This is a genomic window from Streptomyces sp. NBC_00539, assembly GCF_036346105.1.
Classification (GTDB): domain Bacteria; phylum Actinomycetota; class Actinomycetes; order Streptomycetales; family Streptomycetaceae; genus Streptomyces.
Window position 1 is genome coordinate 5,581,262 of sequence record NZ_CP107811.1, and the last position, 18,670, is coordinate 5,599,931.

Annotated in this window: 19 protein-coding genes; 13 read left to right on the top strand and 6 right to left on the bottom strand. The window is 73.5% G+C overall.

All coding sequences use genetic code 11. The annotated features are described in order from the left end of the window. The first annotated feature begins 44 nt into the window (after window positions 1-44). A complete protein-coding gene (locus tag OG861_RS25045) occupies window positions 45-968 on the top strand; it encodes a LysR family transcriptional regulator (protein WP_329193852.1) in 924 nt (307 codons plus the stop codon). 133 nt (window positions 969-1,101) lie between these two features. On the opposite strand, the gene OG861_RS25050 is transcribed toward OG861_RS25045, so the two are convergent. The 3 genes from OG861_RS25050 to OG861_RS25060 form a co-directional block, all read right to left on the bottom strand. Further along, entirely contained in the window at window positions 1,102-1,833 is a 732-nt protein-coding gene (locus OG861_RS25050) for a gamma-glutamyl-gamma-aminobutyrate hydrolase family protein (protein WP_329193850.1), read from the bottom strand. 44 nt (window positions 1,834-1,877) lie between these two features. Then, window positions 1,878-3,347 (bottom strand): ethanolamine permease, encoded by a 1,470-nt coding sequence (eat, locus tag OG861_RS25055; RefSeq protein ID WP_330261867.1) that lies wholly within the window; start codon window positions 3,345-3,347, stop codon window positions 1,878-1,880. A gap of 159 nt (window positions 3,348-3,506) precedes the next feature. Then, window positions 3,507-4,253, bottom strand: a complete 747-nt coding sequence (locus OG861_RS25060) for a FadR/GntR family transcriptional regulator (RefSeq protein WP_329193846.1) — start codon at window positions 4,251-4,253, stop codon at window positions 3,507-3,509. 77 nt (window positions 4,254-4,330) lie between these two features. Here OG861_RS25060 and OG861_RS25065 point away from each other — a divergent pair, with 77 nt between their 5' ends. From OG861_RS25065 to OG861_RS25080, 4 genes are all read left to right on the top strand, one after another. Next, the gene (locus OG861_RS25065) at window positions 4,331-5,704 is read left to right on the top strand and encodes a glutamine synthetase family protein (protein ID WP_329193844.1); all 1,374 of its coding nucleotides are present in this window, start codon (window positions 4,331-4,333) and stop codon (window positions 5,702-5,704) included. A gap of 40 nt (window positions 5,705-5,744) precedes the next feature. Next, window positions 5,745-7,115, top strand: coding sequence for an aldehyde dehydrogenase family protein (locus OG861_RS25070; RefSeq protein WP_329202051.1), 1,371 nt, complete (start codon window positions 5,745-5,747; stop codon window positions 7,113-7,115). A gap of 6 nt (window positions 7,116-7,121) precedes the next feature. Further along, entirely contained in the window at window positions 7,122-7,916 is a 795-nt protein-coding gene (locus tag OG861_RS25075; RefSeq protein WP_329193842.1) for a 3-oxoacyl-ACP reductase, read from the top strand. Between the two features lie 98 nt (window positions 7,917-8,014). Continuing rightward, on the top strand, window positions 8,015-9,310 hold the full coding sequence (locus tag OG861_RS25080; protein WP_330261868.1) for a haloacid dehalogenase-like hydrolase: 1,296 nt from the start codon (window positions 8,015-8,017) through the stop codon (window positions 9,308-9,310). A gap of 9 nt (window positions 9,311-9,319) precedes the next feature. On the opposite strand, the gene OG861_RS25085 is transcribed toward OG861_RS25080, so the two are convergent. Together OG861_RS25085 and OG861_RS25090 are read right to left on the bottom strand one after the other, a co-directional pair. Next, on the bottom strand, window positions 9,320-9,823 hold the full coding sequence (locus tag OG861_RS25085; protein WP_329193838.1) for an FBP domain-containing protein: 504 nt from the start codon (window positions 9,821-9,823) through the stop codon (window positions 9,320-9,322). A gap of 141 nt (window positions 9,824-9,964) precedes the next feature. After that, window positions 9,965-11,158: an amino acid deaminase/aldolase gene (locus OG861_RS25090; protein ID WP_329193837.1), complete on the bottom strand. Its 1,194-nt coding sequence runs from the start codon at window positions 11,156-11,158 to the stop codon at window positions 9,965-9,967. 154 nt (window positions 11,159-11,312) lie between these two features. Here OG861_RS25090 and OG861_RS25095 point away from each other — a divergent pair, with 154 nt between their 5' ends. Genes OG861_RS25095 through OG861_RS25105 form a run of 3 tightly spaced genes read left to right on the top strand, consistent with a single transcriptional unit; the run spans window position 11,313 to window position 14,022 of the window. Then, window positions 11,313-12,104, top strand: a complete 792-nt coding sequence (locus tag OG861_RS25095; protein WP_329193835.1) for a hypothetical protein — start codon at window positions 11,313-11,315, stop codon at window positions 12,102-12,104. Continuing rightward, complete coding sequence (gene mycP, locus OG861_RS25100; RefSeq protein ID WP_329193834.1) at window positions 12,101-13,279, top strand: type VII secretion-associated serine protease mycosin; 1,179 nt, start codon at window positions 12,101-12,103, stop codon at window positions 13,277-13,279. Before OG861_RS25095 ends, mycP begins: the two co-directional genes overlap by 4 nt. A 2-nt stretch (window positions 13,280-13,281) precedes the next feature. Then, window positions 13,282-14,022, top strand: coding sequence for an SseB family protein (locus OG861_RS25105; protein WP_329193832.1), 741 nt, complete (start codon window positions 13,282-13,284; stop codon window positions 14,020-14,022). Between the two features lie 115 nt (window positions 14,023-14,137). Here OG861_RS25105 and OG861_RS25110 read toward each other — a convergent pair whose 3' ends face one another. After that, on the bottom strand, window positions 14,138-14,524 hold the full coding sequence (locus tag OG861_RS25110; protein WP_329193830.1) for a DUF1844 domain-containing protein: 387 nt from the start codon (window positions 14,522-14,524) through the stop codon (window positions 14,138-14,140). A 355-nt stretch (window positions 14,525-14,879) separates the two neighbouring features. On the opposite strand from OG861_RS25110, the gene infC reads away from it, so the two are divergent. From infC to OG861_RS25135, 5 genes are all read left to right on the top strand, one after another. Beyond that, on the top strand, window positions 14,880-15,614 hold the full coding sequence (gene infC, locus OG861_RS25115) for a translation initiation factor IF-3 (protein WP_329193828.1): 735 nt from the start codon (window positions 14,880-14,882) through the stop codon (window positions 15,612-15,614). A gap of 102 nt (window positions 15,615-15,716) precedes the next feature. After that, window positions 15,717-15,911, top strand: a complete 195-nt coding sequence (gene rpmI, locus OG861_RS25120) for a 50S ribosomal protein L35 (RefSeq protein WP_030387121.1) — start codon at window positions 15,717-15,719, stop codon at window positions 15,909-15,911. A 103-nt stretch (window positions 15,912-16,014) separates the two neighbouring features. Continuing rightward, window positions 16,015-16,401, top strand: coding sequence for a 50S ribosomal protein L20 (rplT, locus tag OG861_RS25125; RefSeq protein ID WP_007263143.1), 387 nt, complete (start codon window positions 16,015-16,017; stop codon window positions 16,399-16,401). Window positions 16,402-16,573: 172 nt separating this feature from the next. Further along, window positions 16,574-17,434, top strand: a complete 861-nt coding sequence (locus tag OG861_RS25130) for a TrmH family RNA methyltransferase (protein ID WP_329193826.1) — start codon at window positions 16,574-16,576, stop codon at window positions 17,432-17,434. A 57-nt stretch (window positions 17,435-17,491) separates the two neighbouring features. Then, window positions 17,492-18,655 (top strand): sensor histidine kinase, encoded by a 1,164-nt coding sequence (locus tag OG861_RS25135; protein WP_329193824.1) that lies wholly within the window; start codon window positions 17,492-17,494, stop codon window positions 18,653-18,655. The last annotated feature ends 15 nt before the right edge of the window (window positions 18,656-18,670 follow it).

Sequence of the window (18,670 nt, forward strand, 5' to 3'; positions counted from 1 at the left end):
GCCGGGCCAGGGGGTGGTTTCGTATGACGGCATAAACTGCATTTATGGGTAACGAGGAAGTGGTGCCGCTGGCGCACCGGGTGCCGGACCTGGGCGCGCTCGAGCTGCTGCTCGCGGTCGCGCGGGTCGGCAGCCTGAGCGGGGCGGCCCGGGGGCTGGGCATCACCCAGCCGGCGGCGAGCAGCCGGATCCGGGCGATGGAGACCCGGCTCGGGGTGGCGCTGGTGGACCGTTCGCCGCGCGGCTCGACGCTGACGGCGCAGGGGGCGCTCGTCACGGACTGGGCGCGGCGGGTGGTGGAGGCGGCCGAGGCCTTCGACGTGGGCGCGCAGGCGCTGCGGGGGCAGCGGGATTCGCGGCTGCGGGTCGCGGCCAGCATGACGATCGCGGAGTACCTGCTGCCCGGGTGGCTGATCGCACTGCGGGGGCAGCGGCCGGGGACGGCGGTGTCGCTGCACGCGGGGAACTCGGCGATCGTGGCCGAGCTGGTCCTCGCGCACGAGGCGGACCTGGGGTTCGTGGAGGGGCTGTCCGTGCCCGAGGGTCTGGACTCGGTGGTCATCGCGCAGGACCGGCTCGTGGTGGCGGTGGCGCCGGGGCACGCGTGGGCGCGGCGCTCGCGCGGGGTGGAGGCCGCGGAGCTGGCGGCGACCCCGCTGATCCTGCGGGAGCGGGGGTCGGGGACCCGGCAGGTCCTGGACGCGGCGCTGGCCGCGTCAGGGGGGCTGGCGCAGCCCTTGCTGGAGCTGGCGTCCACCACCGCGGTGAAGTCGGCGGCGCTGAGCGGGGCGGGGCCGTGCGTGCTGTCGGAGCTGGCGGTGGGGGACGAGCTGGCGTCGCGGCGGCTGGTGGAGGTACCGGTGGCCGGGGCCGGGCTGGCGCGGGCCCTGCGGGCAGTGTGGCCGACGGGCGCCCGCCCGGCCGGCCCGGCCCGCGACCTGCTGTCCCTGACCCGCCGCCCGGCCTGACCGGGCCCCGCCCGGCGGAGCCTCGTGCGGGGGCCGCCCGGAACCCGCGGGGGCGCCCGGTGGCGCCCGTGCGGGGCTCGCACCGGGCCCGCCGGGGCGCCCGGGCGGCGGTCCGGGGTGGGCCGGGCCCGGGTTACACCGTCGCCGGGGTCAGCGCCGGGGCGGGGGTGGTGAGGTTGAACTCCGCCGCCGCGTCGATCAGGGCCGCCATCACGCGGGTGTCCTTGTCGCGCTCCGGGTGCCACTGGACGCCCACCACCCAGCGGTCCGGATCCGGGAGTTCGATGGCCTCGACCGTGCCGTCCAGCGCGTGCGCCGACACGACCAGCCCCTCGCCGAGGCGGTCCACCGCCTGGTGGTGGTAGGTCGGGACCTCCGCCTCCTCGGGGACCAGCGCCGCGTAGCGGGTGCCGGGGACCGGTCGGACCGGGTGCCAGGAGGTGACGCCCGGGGTGTGCACGTGGCCGTCGATGTGCTGGATCAGCGTGCCGCCCAGGGCCACGTTCAGCGCCTGCATGCCCCGGCAGATGCCGAGCAGCGGGGCGCCGGACGTCAGCGCGGCCCCGATCAGCGCGAGCTCCCACGTGTCGCGGACCGTCGCGGGGGCGCCCGTACGCGGATCGCGGGCCGCGCCGTAGCGCACCGGGTCCACGTCCGGGCCGCCCGCGATGACCAGGCCGTCCACCCGGCCCAGTACCTCCCCCGCCCGGGACGGGTCGTCCGGGGGCAGCAGTACGGCCGTACCGCCCGCGGCCTGGACGAGTTCGTAGTACCCGGAGGGGACGAGGGACGTGGCGAGGTCCCACACGCCGTAGCGGGTGGACTCCTCCACATAGGTGGTGATGCCGATGAGCGGCCTGGGCACGGTTCTACCTCCAGGAGGGCGGGATCCGAGTCAGCGTCAGGATTTCAGTCGCGGGTCAATTCCGCCTCGGCTTCGGCCAGCGCAGCGAACTCCTCCTCGGGTGCGGAGGCGACGAGACGGTGGCGGCTGTAGAAGGCGAAGTAGGCGAGGGCGACGGCGTAGACGGCCAGCGCGATGAACGCCGCGTCCTTGTCCACCAGGAAGGTGGCGACCAGCGCCGACAGGGCCAGCACGAACGCCACCGAGGAGGTGACGGCCCCGCCCGGCGTGCGGTACGGGCGCTCCAGGTCCGGCTCGCGGCGGCGCAGCACGATGTGGGACAGGGCCATCAGGGCGTAGGAGATGGTCGCGCCGAACACCGCGATGTTCAGCATGCGCGGGCCGTTCCCGGTGGCGGCGGCCAGGGCGAAACCGATCGCACCGGGGATCAGCAGGCCCAGGTAGGGGGCCTTGCGCTTCGAGGTGAGGGACAGGAATCGCGGCAGGTAGCCGGCCCGCGACAGCGCGAAGAGCTGACGGGAGCCCGCGTAGATGAGCGAGAAGAAGGAGGCCACGAGCCCGGCCAGACCGGCGTAGTTGACGAAGGTCTTGAGCCAGGACAGCCCCGGGTCGCCCTCCAGTGCGACGACCAGCGGGTTGCCCGCGTCCTTGATGGCGTCCGCGCCGCGCGCGCCGGTGGAGGCCAGGAACGTCATCAGGGCCAGCAGGACGAGGATGCCCATCGAGATCGACAGTGCGCGGGGCATCGAGCGCACCGGGTCCTTGGCCTCCTCGGCCGCCAGCGGAACGCCTTCCACCCCGAGGAAGAACCACATCCCGAAGGGGAACGCGGCCCAGATGCCGAGGAAGCCGAGCGGCAGCCACGAACTCGCGCCCGCGGCGCTGGTGTCGACGGCGATGTCGTCGAGGCGGGACGGGTCGAACTCGGTGAAGGCGCCCAGCGCGAAGACGACCAGGGCGAGCACGGCGACGGCGGTGACGACGAGCGAGAAGCGCAGGGCCTCGCCCACCCCCCACAGGTGGATGCCGATGAACACGGCGAAGCAGGCGAGGTAGACGGGCCAGCCGGAGGTCAGGCCGAGGAGGTGGAGCGACTCGACGTAGTCGCCGATGAAGATGGAGATCGCGGCGGGCGCCAGGATGTACTCGATGAGGATGGCCGTGCCGGTGAGGAAGCCGCCCCAGGTGCCCAGCGCCCGGCGGGCGAAGCCGTAACCGCCGCCCGCCGTGGGCAAGATGGCCGACAGCTCCGCGAGCGAGAACACCAGGCAGGCGTACATCGCGCCCATCAGGGCCGTCGCGATGGCGAGACCGCCGAACCCGCCCTGGGCGAGACCGACGTTCCAGCCGGAGAAGTCGCCCGAGACGACGTAGGCGACGCCGAGGCCGGTGAGCAGCAGCCAGCCGGCGCTGCCGCGGCGCAGCGTGCGGCGCTCCAGGTACGTGTCCGGGGCCTGCGGGGCCTTGGTGGTTGCGGGCGCGGCGGTCAGCCGGGCCTCGATGTCGTCGGCCATGTGCGCTCCTGCCTGGGGCAAGGTGGTGCAACGGGTGAGGGGGATGCGGCATGCAAAGGTTGTGAGGCGTACCTTTGCGTCATGCGGGTGGAGCGCGCAAGACCCTGGCGTTAAACGGGGGTTACGAAACGCTCTCGGCCGGGGTCCGCCCCTGACGGCTCACGCCAGGAAGCCCCGCAGCAGCGCGGCCGTGCCGCAGCAGTGCTCGCGCATCGTCTCGCGGGCCGATTCGGCGTCCCGCTCCAGCACCGCCTCGACGAGCGCGGTGTGCTGCTGCTGCGAGTGTTCGAGGTTGCGCACCAGCAGCGGGATGCAGTCCAGCAGGTCGTTGACGGTGGCCCGGACGGCTGCGTACTGGGCCGTCAGAGTGGGGGAACCGGCCAGTTCGCACAGGGTGAGGTGGAACAGGGTGTCCTGGCGGCGGTACTCCTGGAGCGGGGCGTCGTGGGTGGCCGCGAGGGCGCCGAGCAGCCGCTCCGTGCCCTCCTCGGTGAGCCCGTGCGAGGCGCACAGGCCGGCCGCGCCCACTTCGAGTACCTCGCGGAACCGCAGCGCGTCCTCGATGTCCACCCCCGCCACCCGGCGCCGCAGCTCCTGCTCGGCGCCGCCGGCCGGCGTGTCCGGGCGCGCCCGTACGAACGTCCCGCCGTAGCGGCCGCGCCGCGCCTCCACCAGGCCCTGGTCCTGGAGTACTTTCAGTACCTCGCGCAGCGTGACCCGGCTGATGCCCATCCGCTCGGCCAACTCCCGCTCGGGCGGCAGTCGTTCCCCGCCCGGCACCAGACCCAGCCGGACCACCTGGAGGATCTGCTCCAGCGCCTCCTCGAAACCGTTGCCCGCCCGCACCTGCCGCAGCACGGGATTCAGCCGCGCGATCGCGTCGCCCTCACTCGCCGTATCGGTCATCTGGGCTCCACCCCTTCCCAAGCAATGGTTCTGTTCAATACCTTAGGCCCACTCGGCTCACCGAAGGAGAGATTCCAGTGGTAGACCGCAAGCCGCCGCTCGCGCCCGAGGAGCTCCGCTCCCTGGTCGCCAGTGGCGAGATCGACACAGTCGTCCTGGCCTTCCCCGACATGCAAGGGCGGCTCCAGGGCAAGCGGTTCGCCGCACGGTTCTTCCTCGACGAGGTCCTCGACCTCGGCACCGAGGGCTGCAACTACCTCCTCGCCGTCGACACCGAGATGAACACCGTCGACGGGTACGAGATGTCCTCCTGGGACCGCGGCTACGGCGACTTCGCCATGCACGCCGACCTCGCCACCCTGCGCCGCCTCCCGTGGAACCCCGGCAGCGCCTTCGTCCTCGCCGACCTCGCCTGGAACGACGGCTCGCCCGTCGTCGCCGCCCCCCGCCAGATCCTGCGCCGCCAGCTGGAACGCCTCGCCGGACACGGCTACACCGCGATGGTCGGCACCGAGCTGGAGTTCATGGTGTTCAAGGACACCTACGAACAGGCGTGGAACTCCGGCTACCGCGGCCTGACCCCCGCCAACCAGTACAACATCGACTACTCGGTCCTCGGCACCGGCCGCATCGAGCCCCTGCTGCGCCGCATCCGCAACGAGATGCAGGCCGCCGGCCTGGTCGTCGAGTCCGCCAAGGGCGAGTGCAACCTCGGGCAGCACGAGATCGTCTTCCGCTATGACGAGGCGCTCACCACCTGCGACCAGCACTCCGTCTACAAGACGGGCGCCAAGGAGATCGCCGCCCAAGAGGGCGTCTCGCTCACCTTCATGGCCAAGTACGACGAGCGCGAGGGCAACTCCTGCCACATCCACCTCTCGCTCACCGACGCCGACGGACACAACGCGATGGCCGGGGGCGCGGACGGCGACGCACACGGCATGTCCCCCGTGATGCGCCACTTCCTGGCCGGCCAGCTCGCCGCGCTGCGCGACTTCTCCCTTCTCTACGCCCCGAACATCAACTCGTACAAGCGTTTCCGGCCCGGATCCTTCGCCCCCACCGCCGTGGCCTGGGGCGCGGACAACCGGACCTGCGCCCTGCGCGTCGTCGGCCACGGGCCCTCCATGCGCTTCGAGAACCGCCTCCCCGGCGGTGACGTGAACCCCTACCTCGCCGTCGCCGCACTGGTCGCGGCCGGGCTCTACGGCATCGAGAACCGCCTCGAACTGCCCGAGGCCTGCACCGGCAACGCCTACACCGCCGACTACGCGCACGTCCCCACCACCCTGCGCGAAGCCGCGGAACTCTGGGAGAACAGCGAGATCGCCAAGGCCGCCTTCGGCCCCGAGGTCGTCGCCCACTACCGCAACATGGCCCGCGTGGAACTCGACGCGTACGACTCGGCGGTCACCGACTGGGAACTGCGCCGCTCCTTCGAACGCCTGTAACTCCCCCTACGGAAAACATGTGAGGAACCACGTGTCCGATGTGCTGGCCCCTTCCGCTCTGCGCGTGCTGAATCCGGCCACCGAGGAACTCGTCGCCACCGTCCCGGCCGCCACACGGGACGACGTCGACGCCGCCGTCGCCAGGGCCGCCGCCGCACAGCGCGGCTGGGCGGCCGCGGCCCCCGCCGACCGGGCCAGGCTGCTGCGCCGCTTCGCCGCGGTGGTGGACGCGCACACCGAGGAACTCGCCCTGCTGGAGGTCCGCGAAGCCGGCCACACCATCGGCAACGCCCGGTGGGAAGCGGGCAACGTGCGCGACCTCCTCGAATTCGCCGCCGGGGGAGTCGAACGGCTCTCCGGCCGCCAGATCCCCGTCGCCGGCGGAATCGACGTCACCTTCCTCGAACCCCTCGGCGTCATCGGCGTGATCGCCCCCTGGAACTTCCCCATGCCGATCGCCGGCTGGGCCCTGGCACCCGCCCTCGCCGCGGGCAACGCCGTCATCCTCAAGCCCGCCGAGACCACCCCCCTCACCGCACTGCGCCTGGCCGCACTCGCCCTCGAAGCCGGGATCCCCGAGCACCTCTTCCAGGTGCTGCCCGGCCCGGGCACCGTCACCGGTGACGCGCTGGTGGAACACCCCGGAGTCGCGAAGATCGTCTTCACCGGCTCCACCGCGGTCGGCAAGCAGATCATGGCCAAATGCGCCGAGCGGGTGAAGCGGCTCACCCTCGAACTCGGAGGCAAGAGCCCCAACATCGTCTTCGCCGACGCCGACATCGAGGCCGCGGCGGCCGCCGCCCCCATGGCCTTCCTGGACAACACCGGCCAGGACTGCTGCGCCCGCACCCGCATCCTCGTCCAGCGCTCCGCCTACGACCGGTTCCTGGAACTCGTCGCCCCCGCCGTCGAAGCCGTTCGCGTCGGAGACCCCGCCGACGAGAAGACCCAGATGGGCCCGCTGATCTCACGGACCCAGCTCGAACGCGTCAGCGGGTACGTCACCGACGACCTCACCACCATCCGCGGCACCGCCCCCGAGGGACCCGGCTTCTGGTACCCGCCGACCCTCGTCACCGGCGTCGCCGCCACCGCGCCCGTCGCCGTCGAGGAAGTCTTCGGCCCGGTGGCCGTCGTCCTGCCCTTCGAGGACGAAGAGGACGCCGTACGGCTGGCCAACGCCACCGACTACGGCCTCTCGGGCTCCCTCTGGACCCGCGACATCGGCCGCGCCCTGCGCGTCTCGCGGGCCGTCGCGGCCGGAAACCTGTCCGTCAACTCCCACAGCAGCGTCCGCTACTGGACCCCCTTCGGCGGCTACAAGCAGTCCGGCCTCGGCCGGGAGCTCGGACCCGACGCCCTCACCGCATTCACCGAGACCAAGAACGTCTTCATCAGCACGGAGGCCTGAAAACCCATGTCCAGTCGAGTCAACGAAGAGATCGTCTGCCGCCGCCTGGTCGGCCGTACCGCCGTCATCACCGGCGCCGGCAGCGGCATCGGCCTCGCCACCGCCCGGCGCCTGGCCTCCGAGGGCGCCCACGTCGTCTGCGGCGACATCGACGAGACCGCCGGCAAGGCCGCGGCCGAGGAAGTCGGCGGCACCTTCGTCAAGGTCGACGTCACCAGCCCCGAGGACGTCGAAGCGCTCTTCAAGACCGCCTTCGACACCTACGGCTCCGTCGACATCGCCTTCAACAACGCCGGCATCTCCCCGCCGGACGACGACTCCATCCTCACCACCGGCCTGGAGGCGTGGAAGCGCGTCCAGGACGTCAACCTCACCTCCGTGTACCTCTGCTGCAAGGCCGCCCTGCCCTACATGCAGCGCCAGGGCCGGGGCTCCATCATCAACACCGCCTCCTTCGTGGCCGTCATGGGCGCCGCCACCTCCCAGATCTCCTACACCGCGTCCAAGGGCGGCGTACTCGCCATGTCCCGCGAACTCGGCGTGCAGTTCGCCCGTGAGGGCATCCGCGTCAATGCCCTGTGCCCGGGGCCCGTCAACACCCCGCTGCTCCAGGAACTGTTCGCCAAGGACCCCGAGCGGGCCGCCCGGCGCCTGGTGCACATCCCGCTCGGCCGGTTCGCCGAGCCCACCGAGATCGCCGCCGCCGTCGCCTTCCTCGCCAGCGACGACTCCTCCTTCATCAACGCCACCGACTTCCTCGTGGACGGCGGTATCTCGGGCGCGTACGTCACGCCCCTGTAGCAGCGCCGGTGCCGCCTGCGGCGGCCGGGCGCCGAGGGCGGCCCGGCCGCCGTGCTCCACCGCCCCGACGATCCCCGCAGAACAGGAGGTCCAGGCCCGTGACCCGACCCCTCCGCGCCGGGCGGCTCCAGGCCGTGGCGGCCGCCGTCACCCTGTGCGCCGGCGCCCTCGCGGCCACGGCGCCCGCCGCCCGGGCCGTGCCCGCCACCCACTGCACCACCCCGCAGCTCGCGGCCGGGTGGTACGGGGACAACCGGGCACGGCTCCAGCAGCTGATCGACCAGTACGGCACGTGCGCCCCGCACCGCCCCGCCCGCACCAGGCCCGTCGCCGTCTTCGACTGGGACAACACCGTCGTCAAGAACGACGTCGGCGACGCCACGATGTACTGGCTGCTGCGCCACGGCAAGATACGCCGCCCCGCCTCCGGCGACTGGTCCGCCACGAGCCGCTACCTCACCCCGGACGCCGTCGGGGCCCTCGCGGCGGCCTGCGACCCCCTCGGCCGCCCCGGCGCCCCGCTGCCCACCGGCACCCCCGCGGGCACGGCCTGCGCGGACGAGGTCATGGCCGTCTACGGCACCGCCACGACCAGGGCCGGCGCCCCCGCCTTCGCCGGCTGGGACCACCGCACGGTCGAACCCGCCTATGCCTGGCTGGCGCAGCTGACGCAGGGCTGGCGCCCCGCAGACGTCCGTGCGTTCGCGGCCGCCGCACGGGCCGAGAACCTCGCCGCACCGGTCGGCGCCACCCAGCGGGTCGGCAGCGCCACCGCCACCGGCTGGGTCCGCTACTACGACCAGCAGCGGGACCTGATCGACGGCCTGCGGAAGGCCGGCTTCGACGTGTGGATCACCTCGGCCTCGCCCCAGCCCGTCGTGGAGGTCTGGGCCAAGGGCGTGGGAGTCCGCGCGGACCACGTCATCGGCATACGCAACACCACCACCTCCGGCGGCAGGTTCACCTCCCGCCTGCGGGGCTGCGGGTCGGTGGAGGACGGCGCGGACACGATGATCACCTACATCGACGGCAAGCGCTGCTGGATCAACCAGGAAGTCTTCGGGGTGCGGGGAGCCGCCGCCGAGAAGGTCCAGCCCGCCGCCCGGCGCCAGGTCTTCGCCGCGGGCGACTCCGACACCGACGTGTCGTTCCTGCGCGACGCGACCGCGCTGCGGCTCGTGCTGAACCGGAACAAGAACGAACTGATGTGCCGCGCCTACGACAACAGCGACGGCAAGTGGATCGTGAACCCGGTGTTCATCGAACCGAAGAAGCAGAAGGACACCCCGTACCCGTGCGCGACGACGGGCTACGTCGGCCACGACGGCACCCCGGGCCCCGTCCGCCGGGCCGACGCGAGCGTCGTCCCGGACCAGACGGACTCGGTGTACTGACCGGCGGCGTCAGCCGGTGACCTTGGCGGCGAAGGCGTCCAGGTTGGCCTCGGCGCGCGCGACGCGCTCCTGCACGGACAGCGTCTCCTCGTAGCCGCGGGTACGCAGCTTCGGCTGCCGCTTGCCCCGCATGTAGAGGGAGCACGCCAGGTCGGCGCAGAGGTACGTACCCACGCTGTTGCCCTCCCGGCCGCGGGCCCCGGCCAGGGGCGCGACGAGGAGGGCGACACCGGAGGAGGCGTGCCCGGTCAGGCATATCTGGCAGATGCTGGACTTGAAGGCGCCCGCCCGGTTCGCGCCCGGGACCCGCAGGGTGATGCCGACGGGAGAACCGTCCGTACCGGGACGCACGATGTGGGCGCGCAGCGGCGCGCCCGGATCCACCCACCCGAGGAAGTCCAGGTCTTCCCAGGGGAGTTCGGCGAAGTCCAGGGGCAGCCTCAGCCGGGCCGCCTCGCCCTTGCTGCAGTTCACGAAGGACGAGCGGATCTGTTGTTCGGTGAGCGGGTCCATGGAGGGCACGTTACGTGCCGGTACGGACCGCGGTCATCCGGAATTCGCCGGGCTGCCGTCGCAGGCCCCGGCCCGCGGTCACCGGCACCTGCCGCGGTCACGGGCCCCGGCCGCGGGAGGCGGTCACGGGGCCGGCCGCGGTCACAGGAAGGTGCGGCCCTCGCCCCGGTAGGTCGGGACGGTGGCCGTCACCCGGTCGCCCTCGACCAGGTGCAGCGCGTCGAAGCGTTCGCACAGCTCGCCGGCCTTCGCGTGACGGAACCAGACCCGGTCCCCGATCAGCAGGTCGTCGGCCGGGCCGCCCAGCAGCGGCGTCTGCACCTCCCCGGCACCCTCCTGCGGGTCGTAGCGCAGCCCCCGCGGCAGGTAGGGCTCCGGCAGCCGGTCCGCTCCGGCCGCGCCGGAGGCCGGGTAGCCGCCGCCGAGCACCGTCACCACCCCGACGCCGGGCCTGCGCACCACCGGCTGGGCGAAGAGGGCCGCCGGACGGCCCCGGAACGAGGTGTAGTTGTCGAACAGGCGCGGTACGTACAGCCCCGACCCGGCGGCGATCTCGGTGACTGCTTCCTCCGCGGCGGTGTGCTGCACGCTGCCGGTGCCACCGCCGTTGACGAACTCCAGGTCCGGGACCACGGCCCGCACCGCCCTCACCGCCCCGGCCCGGCGGGCGGCGAGCTCCTTGCGCGCCGCGGCCTGCATCAGCCGGATCACCCGGGAGCGCACGGGGCGCCCCGCGAGGAGGTCACCGACCCCGGCGACGTGGCCCTCGTAGCCCATCAGCCCCACCACCCGGAACCCCGGACGGGCACCGACCGCGCGGGCGAGCGCGGCGAGCTGGTCCGGCTCGCGCAGCGGCGAACGGCGGGCTCCGACGCGGATCCTGCCGCCGAGCAGGTGCAGCGCGGTGTCCAGCTCCAGGCAGACGCGGATCTCCTGGGCGCCGCCGTCGCGCGCGCGGTCGATCAGCTCCAGCTGCGCCAGGTCGTCGACCATCACGGTGACGGCGGCGGCGAGCTTCGGGTCGCCGGCGAGTTCGGCGAAACCGGCGCGGTCGGCACTGGGGTAGGCGAGGAGCACGTCCTCGAACCCGGAGCGGGCCAGCCAGATGCTCTCCGCGAGCGTGTACGACATGATCCCGGCGAACCCGGGCCGGGCCAGCACCCGTTCCAGGAGCGCCCGGCACCGCACGGACTTGCTGGCCACGCGGACCGGTTTGCCGCCGGCCCGGCGGACCACGTCGTCGGCGTTGGCGTCGAACGCCTCCAGGTCGACGATCGCCAGCGGTGCGTCGAGATGGGCGGTGGCCGCGTCGTACCGGGCACGATCGGAAGTCATGGCGGCAGCCTGCCACGTGGGTGTACCCGTGGGTAGGGGTCCGCGGCGGTCCGTCGGGCCGTCCCGCGCCCGGGGGGACGCCCCCGTCGGGCCCGCGCGACCTCGTAGAGTGGGGACAAGGCCGCAGCGGACGAACGGGGGGCACAGCCGCCGGATGACGACGTCCACACCGCTGCCCGCGGACCTCACCGGAGCCGAAACGGCGCCGGCCACCGGCCCCCGCAGCCCCGCCCGGGTCACCGCCGCCGTGCTCTGCGCGCTGCTGGGCACCGGCCTCACCGCCGGGGCCGCCGCCTCCGCCTGGAACGACCACCGCGCCACCCGGCGCCCCGCAACCGCCGAAGCCGCCTACCGCGCGGCGGCGTCGCTGTGGCGCAACGCCCCGGCCGACCGGCTCCTGCCGCCCGTGCTGGAGGGCCCCGGCGACGGTCCCGGCGGCGCCGACCGTACCTGGACCCGGGTCGCCCTCGCCCCCGACGCCGACTGCGGCCCCGCCGCCCTGGGCGCCGACTGGCGCACCGCCCTGGCCGCCACCGGCTGCGCCCGCGTCCTGCGCGCCACCTACACCGACTCCACCCGCAGCTCCCTGGTCAGCGTCGGCCTCGTCTTCACCACCGCCGGCCCCGCCACCATGGACGGGCTGCGGGGGCGCCTCCCGGCCCCCTCCGCCTACGGCTTCACCGACCCCCAGCGGGCCACCTGGACCGCGAGCGTCGTCCCCGTGGCCCCGGCCGTGGTCTACGCCGTCTCCGCCTTCGCCGACGGCCGGGTCCAGGACGCGCCCCAGCCCGCCGAGGAGGCGGCCCGCCCCGGGGCCACCGGGGCGCCGGCCCAGGCCGGACTCGGCCACGAGGCCAAGGCCGTCGCCGGGCGGATCGAACGCGCCGTCGAGGACCTCGCCGCCCCGCCCGGGCGGCACCGCACGGACCCGGAACCCGCCGGATGAGCCGGCCCCGTACGGCCGCGGCCCTGGCCCTGGCCGCCCTCCTCACCGCCGCCACCGCCCACCCCGCGGCCGCCGACACCATCCGCGACCGCCAGTGGGGACTGCTCACCCTGCGCGCCGAAGAGGCCTGGGGCACCACCCAGGGCGAGGGGGTCACGGTCGCCGTCCTCGACACCGGTGTCGACGGCACCCACCCCGACCTCGCCGGCCAGGTCCTCGACGGTGCCGACCTCGTCGCCATGGGGGCGGGGCGCGGCGACCGCGCCTGGGCCCGCCACGGCACCGCGATGGCCGCCATCATCGCCGGGCGCGGCCACGGCCCCGACCGTGCCGAAGGCGTGCTCGGCGTCGCGCCGCGCGCCAGGATCCTCCCGGTCCGGGTCATCCTGGAGGAGAGCGATCCCGGCCGCGCCAAGGCCCGCGACAGCAAGTCGGGGGCCCTCGCCGAAGGCATCCGCTGGGCCGCCGACCACGGCGCGGACGTCATCAACCTCTCGCTGGGCGACGACAGCGAATCCGCCCACCACGAAGCCGCCGAGGACGAGGCCGTCCAGTACGCCCTGGGCAGGGGCGTGGTCGTCGTCGCCTCCGCGGGCAACGGCGGCGAGCACGGCGACCCCGCCTCCTTCCCGGCCGCCTACCCCGGGGTGATCGCCGTGGCCGCCGTCGACCGCAGGGGCAGGAAGGCCGGCTTCTCGACGCGCCACTGGTACGCCACCGTCAGCGCCCCCGGCGTCGACGTGGTCATCGCCGACCCCGACCGCAGCTACTACGAGGGCTGGGGCACCAGCGCCGCCGCCGCCTTCGTCTCGGGCACGGTGGCCCTGGTCAAGGCCGCCCACCCGGGCCTCTCCCCGGCGCAGATCAAGAAGCTGCTGCGGGACACCGCCTCGGACGCCCCGGCCGGCGGCCGCGACGACTCCCGCGGGTACGGAACGGTGGACGCCGCCGCCGCGCTGCAGGGCGCGGCCGGGCTCCGCCCGGAAGCCGCCCTGCCCGCCCCGGTCTCGGCCGGGCGCCCCTACTTCGGTCCCGGCCCGGAGCCGGCCGCCCGCTCCGAGCGCCGGCCGCGCCTGGGCGCCCCGGCGGCGGCCGCCGCGGGAGTGGCGCTGCTCGCGGTGGCCGCCGTACTGGCCCGGCGCCCGCGCGGCCCGCGGCGGGATAGGGTCGGGTAACTGTGGCGAACAAGAACATTCCCGACCCCGGTTTCTCCGACGACGACGGCTCCGCCGATCCCGCGCTGAGCGCGGCCCTGGCCGCCTGGGCGCAGGACCGCTCGCGCGAACCGCAGGTGCTGGCGGCCCTCAAGGGCGCCCGCCTGCTGGTGCCCGTCGTCGCCGTGCTCGGGGAGGCCGAGACCGACCCCGAGACGGGTCTGCGGCGCGAGAAGACCAGCGACATGGCCGTCCCCACCCTGACCGCGGGAAACCGCCGGGCCCTGCCGGCCTTCACCTCCACGGCCTCCCTGGCGCTGTGGGACCCGGCGGCCCGCCCGGTGGCGGTCCCGCTGCACCAGGCCCTGGCGGCCGCCGCGCACGAGAAGGCCGACACGGTCGTGCTCGACCTGGCCGGTCCGGTTCCGTACCAGCTCACCGGCCCGGCCCTGCTGGCCCTCGCGGAGGGCCGTACGGACCCGGACCCGCTGGCCGACCCGGCCGTGCGCGAGGCCGTACGGGCGGCGGTGGCGGGGGAGCCCGACGTGCTGCGCGCCCACCTCGGCCCGGGGAGCGCCGGCTCCGACGGCACCCTCGCGATCGTGCCGGCCTCCGACGCAGGGGGCCCGGCGGCCGCCCGCCGGGTCGCCGAGGCGCTCGCGGCCGACGAGACGCTGCGCGGCCGGCTGGTGCGCGGGCTGGACCTTGCCCTGCTGCCGGCGGCCGCCGCGCCGCCGCCGGGGGAGCCGCTCTTCACCCGCTGACGCCGGCGGCCCGCAGGGCCGCGTCGATCCAGGCCGCGTACGTACGCACAAGGGCCGGGACGGCCGCCGAGCGGCTGTCCCGGCCCTTCGCGGTCCGTTCGGTGAGGGGCGCGCCCTACGCGTACACCGGACCCGTGAACTTCTCGCCCGGTCCCTGGCCCGGCTCGTCCGGCACGATCGAGGCCTCGCGGAAGGCAAGCTGGAGCGACTTGAGGCCGTCGCGCAGCGGGGCCGCGTGGAAGGAGCTGATCTCGGTGGCGCTCGCGGTGACCAGGCCGGCGAGGGCGGTGATCAGCTTGCGGGCCTCGTCGAGGTCCTTGTGCTCGGAGTCGGGCTTGTCCAGGCCCAGGTTGACCGCCGCGGCGCTCAGCAGGTGCACGGCCACCGTGGTGATCACCTCGACGGCGGGCACGTCCGCGATGTCGCGGGTCATGGCGTCGTAGTCGGGAGCGTCCGGCGTGGAGCCGTCCTCGGTGGCGGGGGTGGGGGTCGCGTCAGTCATGCTCCACACGATAAGCCGGGTCGCGCCGGCCGCGGACCGCCCGGCTCCGGGTGAGCGGCCCTGGCGCGGAATGCTATATTGGGCTACGACCGGCCGGAGACCTGTGTCCCCGGCCCACAAGTGGAGGCTCCGATTCTCCCACCTGACCGCCTTTCGGGGCGGCGGGTCACCGGTCTGGTGGCATCCATCGTTCCGTACGGACGATGGAAAGCCGCCCGAGTCTGCGCCCCGCGGTTCGCACGCGACGGTGCTCCGGTTGTTTTGGAGCCCCTGCCTGTGTCCCGGCGGGGCTTTTTTGGTTCCCGCCGTGGCCGGTCTGACGACACCAACGTCAACGGCTGTCTGCCAGGCAGTCGTGTGGTGCTACCGAGGAGGATCCATCAGCACCGAGCCCCGCATCAACGACCGGATTCGCGTTCCCGAGGTACGACTCGTCGGTCCCAGCGGCGAGCAGGTCGGCATCGTGCCGCTTGCCAAGGCGCTTGAGCTCGCGCAGGAGTACGACCTCGACCTGGTCGAGGTCGCGGCGTCCGCACGCCCGCCGGTCTGCAAGCTCATGGACTACGGCAAGTTCAAGTACGAGTCGGCCATGAAGGCCCGTGAGGCGCGCAAGAACCAGGCGCACACGGTCATCAAGGAAATGAAGCTCCGGCCGAAGATCGACCCGCACGACTATGACACCAAGAAGGGTCACGTCGTTCGGTTCCTCAAGCAGGGCGACAAGGTCAAGATCACGATCATGTTCCGTGGTCGCGAGCAGTCCCGGCCGGAACTCGGCTACCGACTGCTGCAGCGCCTCGCTTCGGACGTCGAGGACCTCGGGTTCATCGAGTCGAACCCGAAGCAGGACGGCCGAAACATGATCATGGTTCTCGGTCCGCACAAGAAGAAGACCGAGGCGATGGCCGAAGCCCGCGAGGCGCAGGCCGCCCGCAAGGCCGAGCGCCAGGGCGTGGCCCCCGCCGGCGAGGAGGAGGCTTCCGAGGAAGCCGCCACCGCCGTCGAGGCCGACGCCGACGAGGCAGACGTCTCCGCCGAGGCCGCCTCCGACGAGGCGGACACCTCCCACGAGGCATCTGCCGAGGCCTGATCCCGAGGCAGCCCGTCTCGGAATCACCGACACAACATGACGCTCCCGTCAGCCGGTCCCCAGGACCGGCGGGAGCGCCACCGACGAGGAGATAACGGCGCTATGCCGAAGAACAAGACGCACAGCGGTTCCAAGAAGCGCTTCAAGATCACCGGCTCCGGCAAGGTGCTCCGTGAGCGCGCCGGCAAGCGCCACCTGCTCGAGCACAAGTCGTCCCGTGTCACCCGCCGCCTGACCGGCACCGCGGAGATGGCCCCCGGCGACGCCGCGAAGATCAAGAAGCTTCTCGGCAAGTGACGTACTCCGCTCCCCTCGCCGGGAGCGGTACGTCGAGACCGGGACCCCATCTGAATTCGGGCCGTGTGAAGACACCCACGGCCCCGCTACAAGGAGTTAAAAAGTGGCACGCGTCAAGCGGGCAGTAAACGCCCACAAGAAGCGCCGGGCGATCCTCGAGGCGGCCTCCGGCTACCGCGGTCAGCGTTCGCGCCTGTACCGCAAGGCCAAGGAGCAGGTCACCCACTCGCTGGTCTACAACTTCAACGACCGCAAGAAGCGCAAGGGCGACTTCCGTCAGCTGTGGATCCAGCGCATCAACGCCGCTGCCCGCCAGAACGGCATGACGTACAACCGCCTCATCCAGGGTCTCAAGGCCGCCAACATCGAGGTGGACCGCAAGATCCTCGCGGAGCTGGCCGTCAACGACGCCAACGCGTTCGCCGCGCTGGTCGAGGTCGCGCAGAAGGCCCTCCCGGCCGACGTCAACGCCCCGAAGGCCGCTGCCTAAGGACTTGGCCGGCCGCGTCGCGCAGTCGGCACCCACGGACCCGCAGGCGATTCGCCTGCGGGTCCGTGTGCTTTCATCCCGGCGGCCCGGCCGCCCCCGTGGCCGGAGCGCCGCGGCCCCGCCGGCCCCGCCCGCCCCGGACCCCCGAGCCCGAGAGAGAACCGCAGACACCATGGGTTACCCCGCCGAGCCGATCTCCCCCCGATCCCCGCGGGTGGCCGCCGCCAGGCGCCTGGCGCGGCGCAACTTCCGCACCAAGGAGCGCCGGTTCATCGCCGAGGGCCCGCAGGCGGTCCGCGAGGCCGTCGAGCACCGCGGCCCCGGGGGTACGTCGACCCTCATCGAGCTGTTCGCCACCGTCGAGGCCGCCGAGCGGTACGCCGACATCGTCGAAGCCGCGCTGCTGGCCGGGGCGCGCGTGCACTACGCCGGCGACGAGGTGCTCGCCGAGGTCTCGCAGACCGTCACCCCGCAGGGACTGGTCGGTGTCTGCCAGTTCCTCGATTCGCCGTTCGAGGACATCCTGGCGGCCGGCCCGAAGCTGGTCGCCGTCCTCGCCCACGTCCGCGACCCCGGCAACGCCGGTACCGTGCTGCGCTGCGCGGACGCGGCCGGAGCCGACGCGGTGGTGCTGACCGACGCCTCCGTGGACCTGTACAACCCGAAGTCGGTACGCGCCTCCGTGGGCTCCCTGTTCCACCTGCCGGTGGCCGTCGGGGTGCCGGTCGAGCAGGCCGTGCAGGGGCTGCGGGCGGCCGGCGTACGGATCCTGGCGGCCGACGGGGCCGGCGAGGACGACCTGGACGCCGAACTGGACGCGGGCACCATGGGCGGCCCGACCGCCTGGGTCTTCGGCAACGAGGCGTGGGGGCTGCCGGAGGAGACCCGGGCGCTGGCGGACGCCGTCGTACGCGTCCCGATCCACGGCAAGGCGGAGAGCCTGAACCTCGCCACGGCCGCCGCGGTGTGCCTGTACGCATCCGCGCGTGCACAGCGGGCGTCCGGAGGGTGCCGCTCCGTGACCCCCAGCTAGTAATGTGGCGGCCCGGGGGGCCCACTGCGGTACTCGGAGATGTGGGGTAGCGGGGACATGAGCGTCGGTACGAACAGCTCACCGGCGGCGGCCGGAGAGGCCGGGCCGTCGGGCCGCGCCGTTCCCGCGCAGGCCGCCCCGGCGGACCTCGGGGCCCTGGGGATAGACGCCGACGACCTCCCCGACGGGCTGGTCGTCGCCGACCACACCGGCCGGGTCATCTGCTTCAACTCCGCCGCCGCCCGGATCACCGCGCTCGCGCCCGGCGAGGCCCTCGGGGCGCGGATCGACCGGGCGCTGCCCCTGGAGGACCTCGAAGGCCGCCGCTGGTGGACGCTGACGGACCCGTACGGGGGCCTGGCCACCCGGCGCGGACAGCCCGAGCGGAACCTGCTGCTCCCCGGCGGCCGGGAGGTGCTGGTCTCCGCCCGCTACGTGCGCACGCACCCCACCGGCCCGCTGCGCCGCCTGGTGATCACCCTGCGCGGCACCGAGGCGCGGCGCCGCACCGAGCGCAGCCACGCCGAGCTGATCGCCACCGTCGCGCACGAGCTGCGCTCCCCGCTGACCTCCGTCAAGGGTTTCACCGCGACCCTGCTCGCCAAATGGGGCCGCTTCACCGACGACCAGAAGCTGCTGATGCTGGAGACCGTCGACGCGGACGCCAACCGCGTCACCCGGCTGATCGCGGAGCTGCTGGACATCTCCCGCATCGACTCGGGGCGGCTGGAGGTGCGCCGGCAGCCGGTGGACATCGCCACCGCCGTCGGCCGGCACGTCCAGGCGCTGACCGCGAACGGGCAGGCCCCCGACCGGTTCCTCGTACGGGTCAGCCGCCCGCTGCCCGACCTGTGGGCCGACCCGGACAAGATCGACCAGATCCTGGGCAACCTGCTCGAAAATGCGGTGCGCCACGGTGAGGGAACCGTCACCATCGACGTATCGCCGACCACCTTCGCGAACGCCGCGGGGAAGACCGAGAAGGGAACCGCCGTCACCGTGACCGACGAGGGCCCCGGCATCCCCGAGGAGTCGATGGGCCGCGTGTTCACCCGCTTCTGGCGGGGCAGCAAACGCGGCGGCACCGGCCTTGGCCTGTACATCGTCAAGGGCATCGTGGAGGCGCACGGAGGCACCATCACGGTCGGCCGCGGCCCCGGCGGGGGCGCCGAGTTCCGATTTATCCTGCCCGTCGCCGCCCCGGCCTACCTCACGCAGTAACCCTGCGGAACGTCT

What these genes read in the sequence shown, in the direction of transcription:
- OG861_RS25045 (WP_329193852.1), top strand. Translation starts at nt 45, where the DNA reads ATGGGTAACGAGGAAGTGGTGCCGCTGGCGCACCGGGTGCCGGACCTG.
- eat (WP_330261867.1), bottom strand. Translation starts at nt 3,347, where the DNA reads ATGGCCGACGACATCGAGGCCCGGCTGACCGCCGCGCCCGCAACCACC.
- OG861_RS25060 (WP_329193846.1), bottom strand. Translation starts at nt 4,253, where the DNA reads ATGACCGATACGGCGAGTGAGGGCGACGCGATCGCGCGGCTGAATCCC.
- OG861_RS25075 (WP_329193842.1), top strand. Translation starts at nt 7,122, where the DNA reads ATGTCCAGTCGAGTCAACGAAGAGATCGTCTGCCGCCGCCTGGTCGGC.
- OG861_RS25085 (WP_329193838.1), bottom strand. Translation starts at nt 9,823, where the DNA reads ATGGACCCGCTCACCGAACAACAGATCCGCTCGTCCTTCGTGAACTGC.
- OG861_RS25090 (WP_329193837.1), bottom strand. Translation starts at nt 11,158, where the DNA reads ATGACTTCCGATCGTGCCCGGTACGACGCGGCCACCGCCCATCTCGAC.
- OG861_RS25095 (WP_329193835.1), top strand. Translation starts at nt 11,313, where the DNA reads ATGACGACGTCCACACCGCTGCCCGCGGACCTCACCGGAGCCGAAACG.
- mycP (WP_329193834.1), top strand. Translation starts at nt 12,101, where the DNA reads ATGAGCCGGCCCCGTACGGCCGCGGCCCTGGCCCTGGCCGCCCTCCTC.
- OG861_RS25110 (WP_329193830.1), bottom strand. Translation starts at nt 14,524, where the DNA reads ATGACTGACGCGACCCCCACCCCCGCCACCGAGGACGGCTCCACGCCG.
- rpmI (WP_030387121.1), top strand. Translation starts at nt 15,717, where the DNA reads ATGCCGAAGAACAAGACGCACAGCGGTTCCAAGAAGCGCTTCAAGATC.
- OG861_RS25130 (WP_329193826.1), top strand. Translation starts at nt 16,574, where the DNA reads ATGGGTTACCCCGCCGAGCCGATCTCCCCCCGATCCCCGCGGGTGGCC.
- OG861_RS25135 (WP_329193824.1), top strand. Translation starts at nt 17,492, where the DNA reads ATGAGCGTCGGTACGAACAGCTCACCGGCGGCGGCCGGAGAGGCCGGG.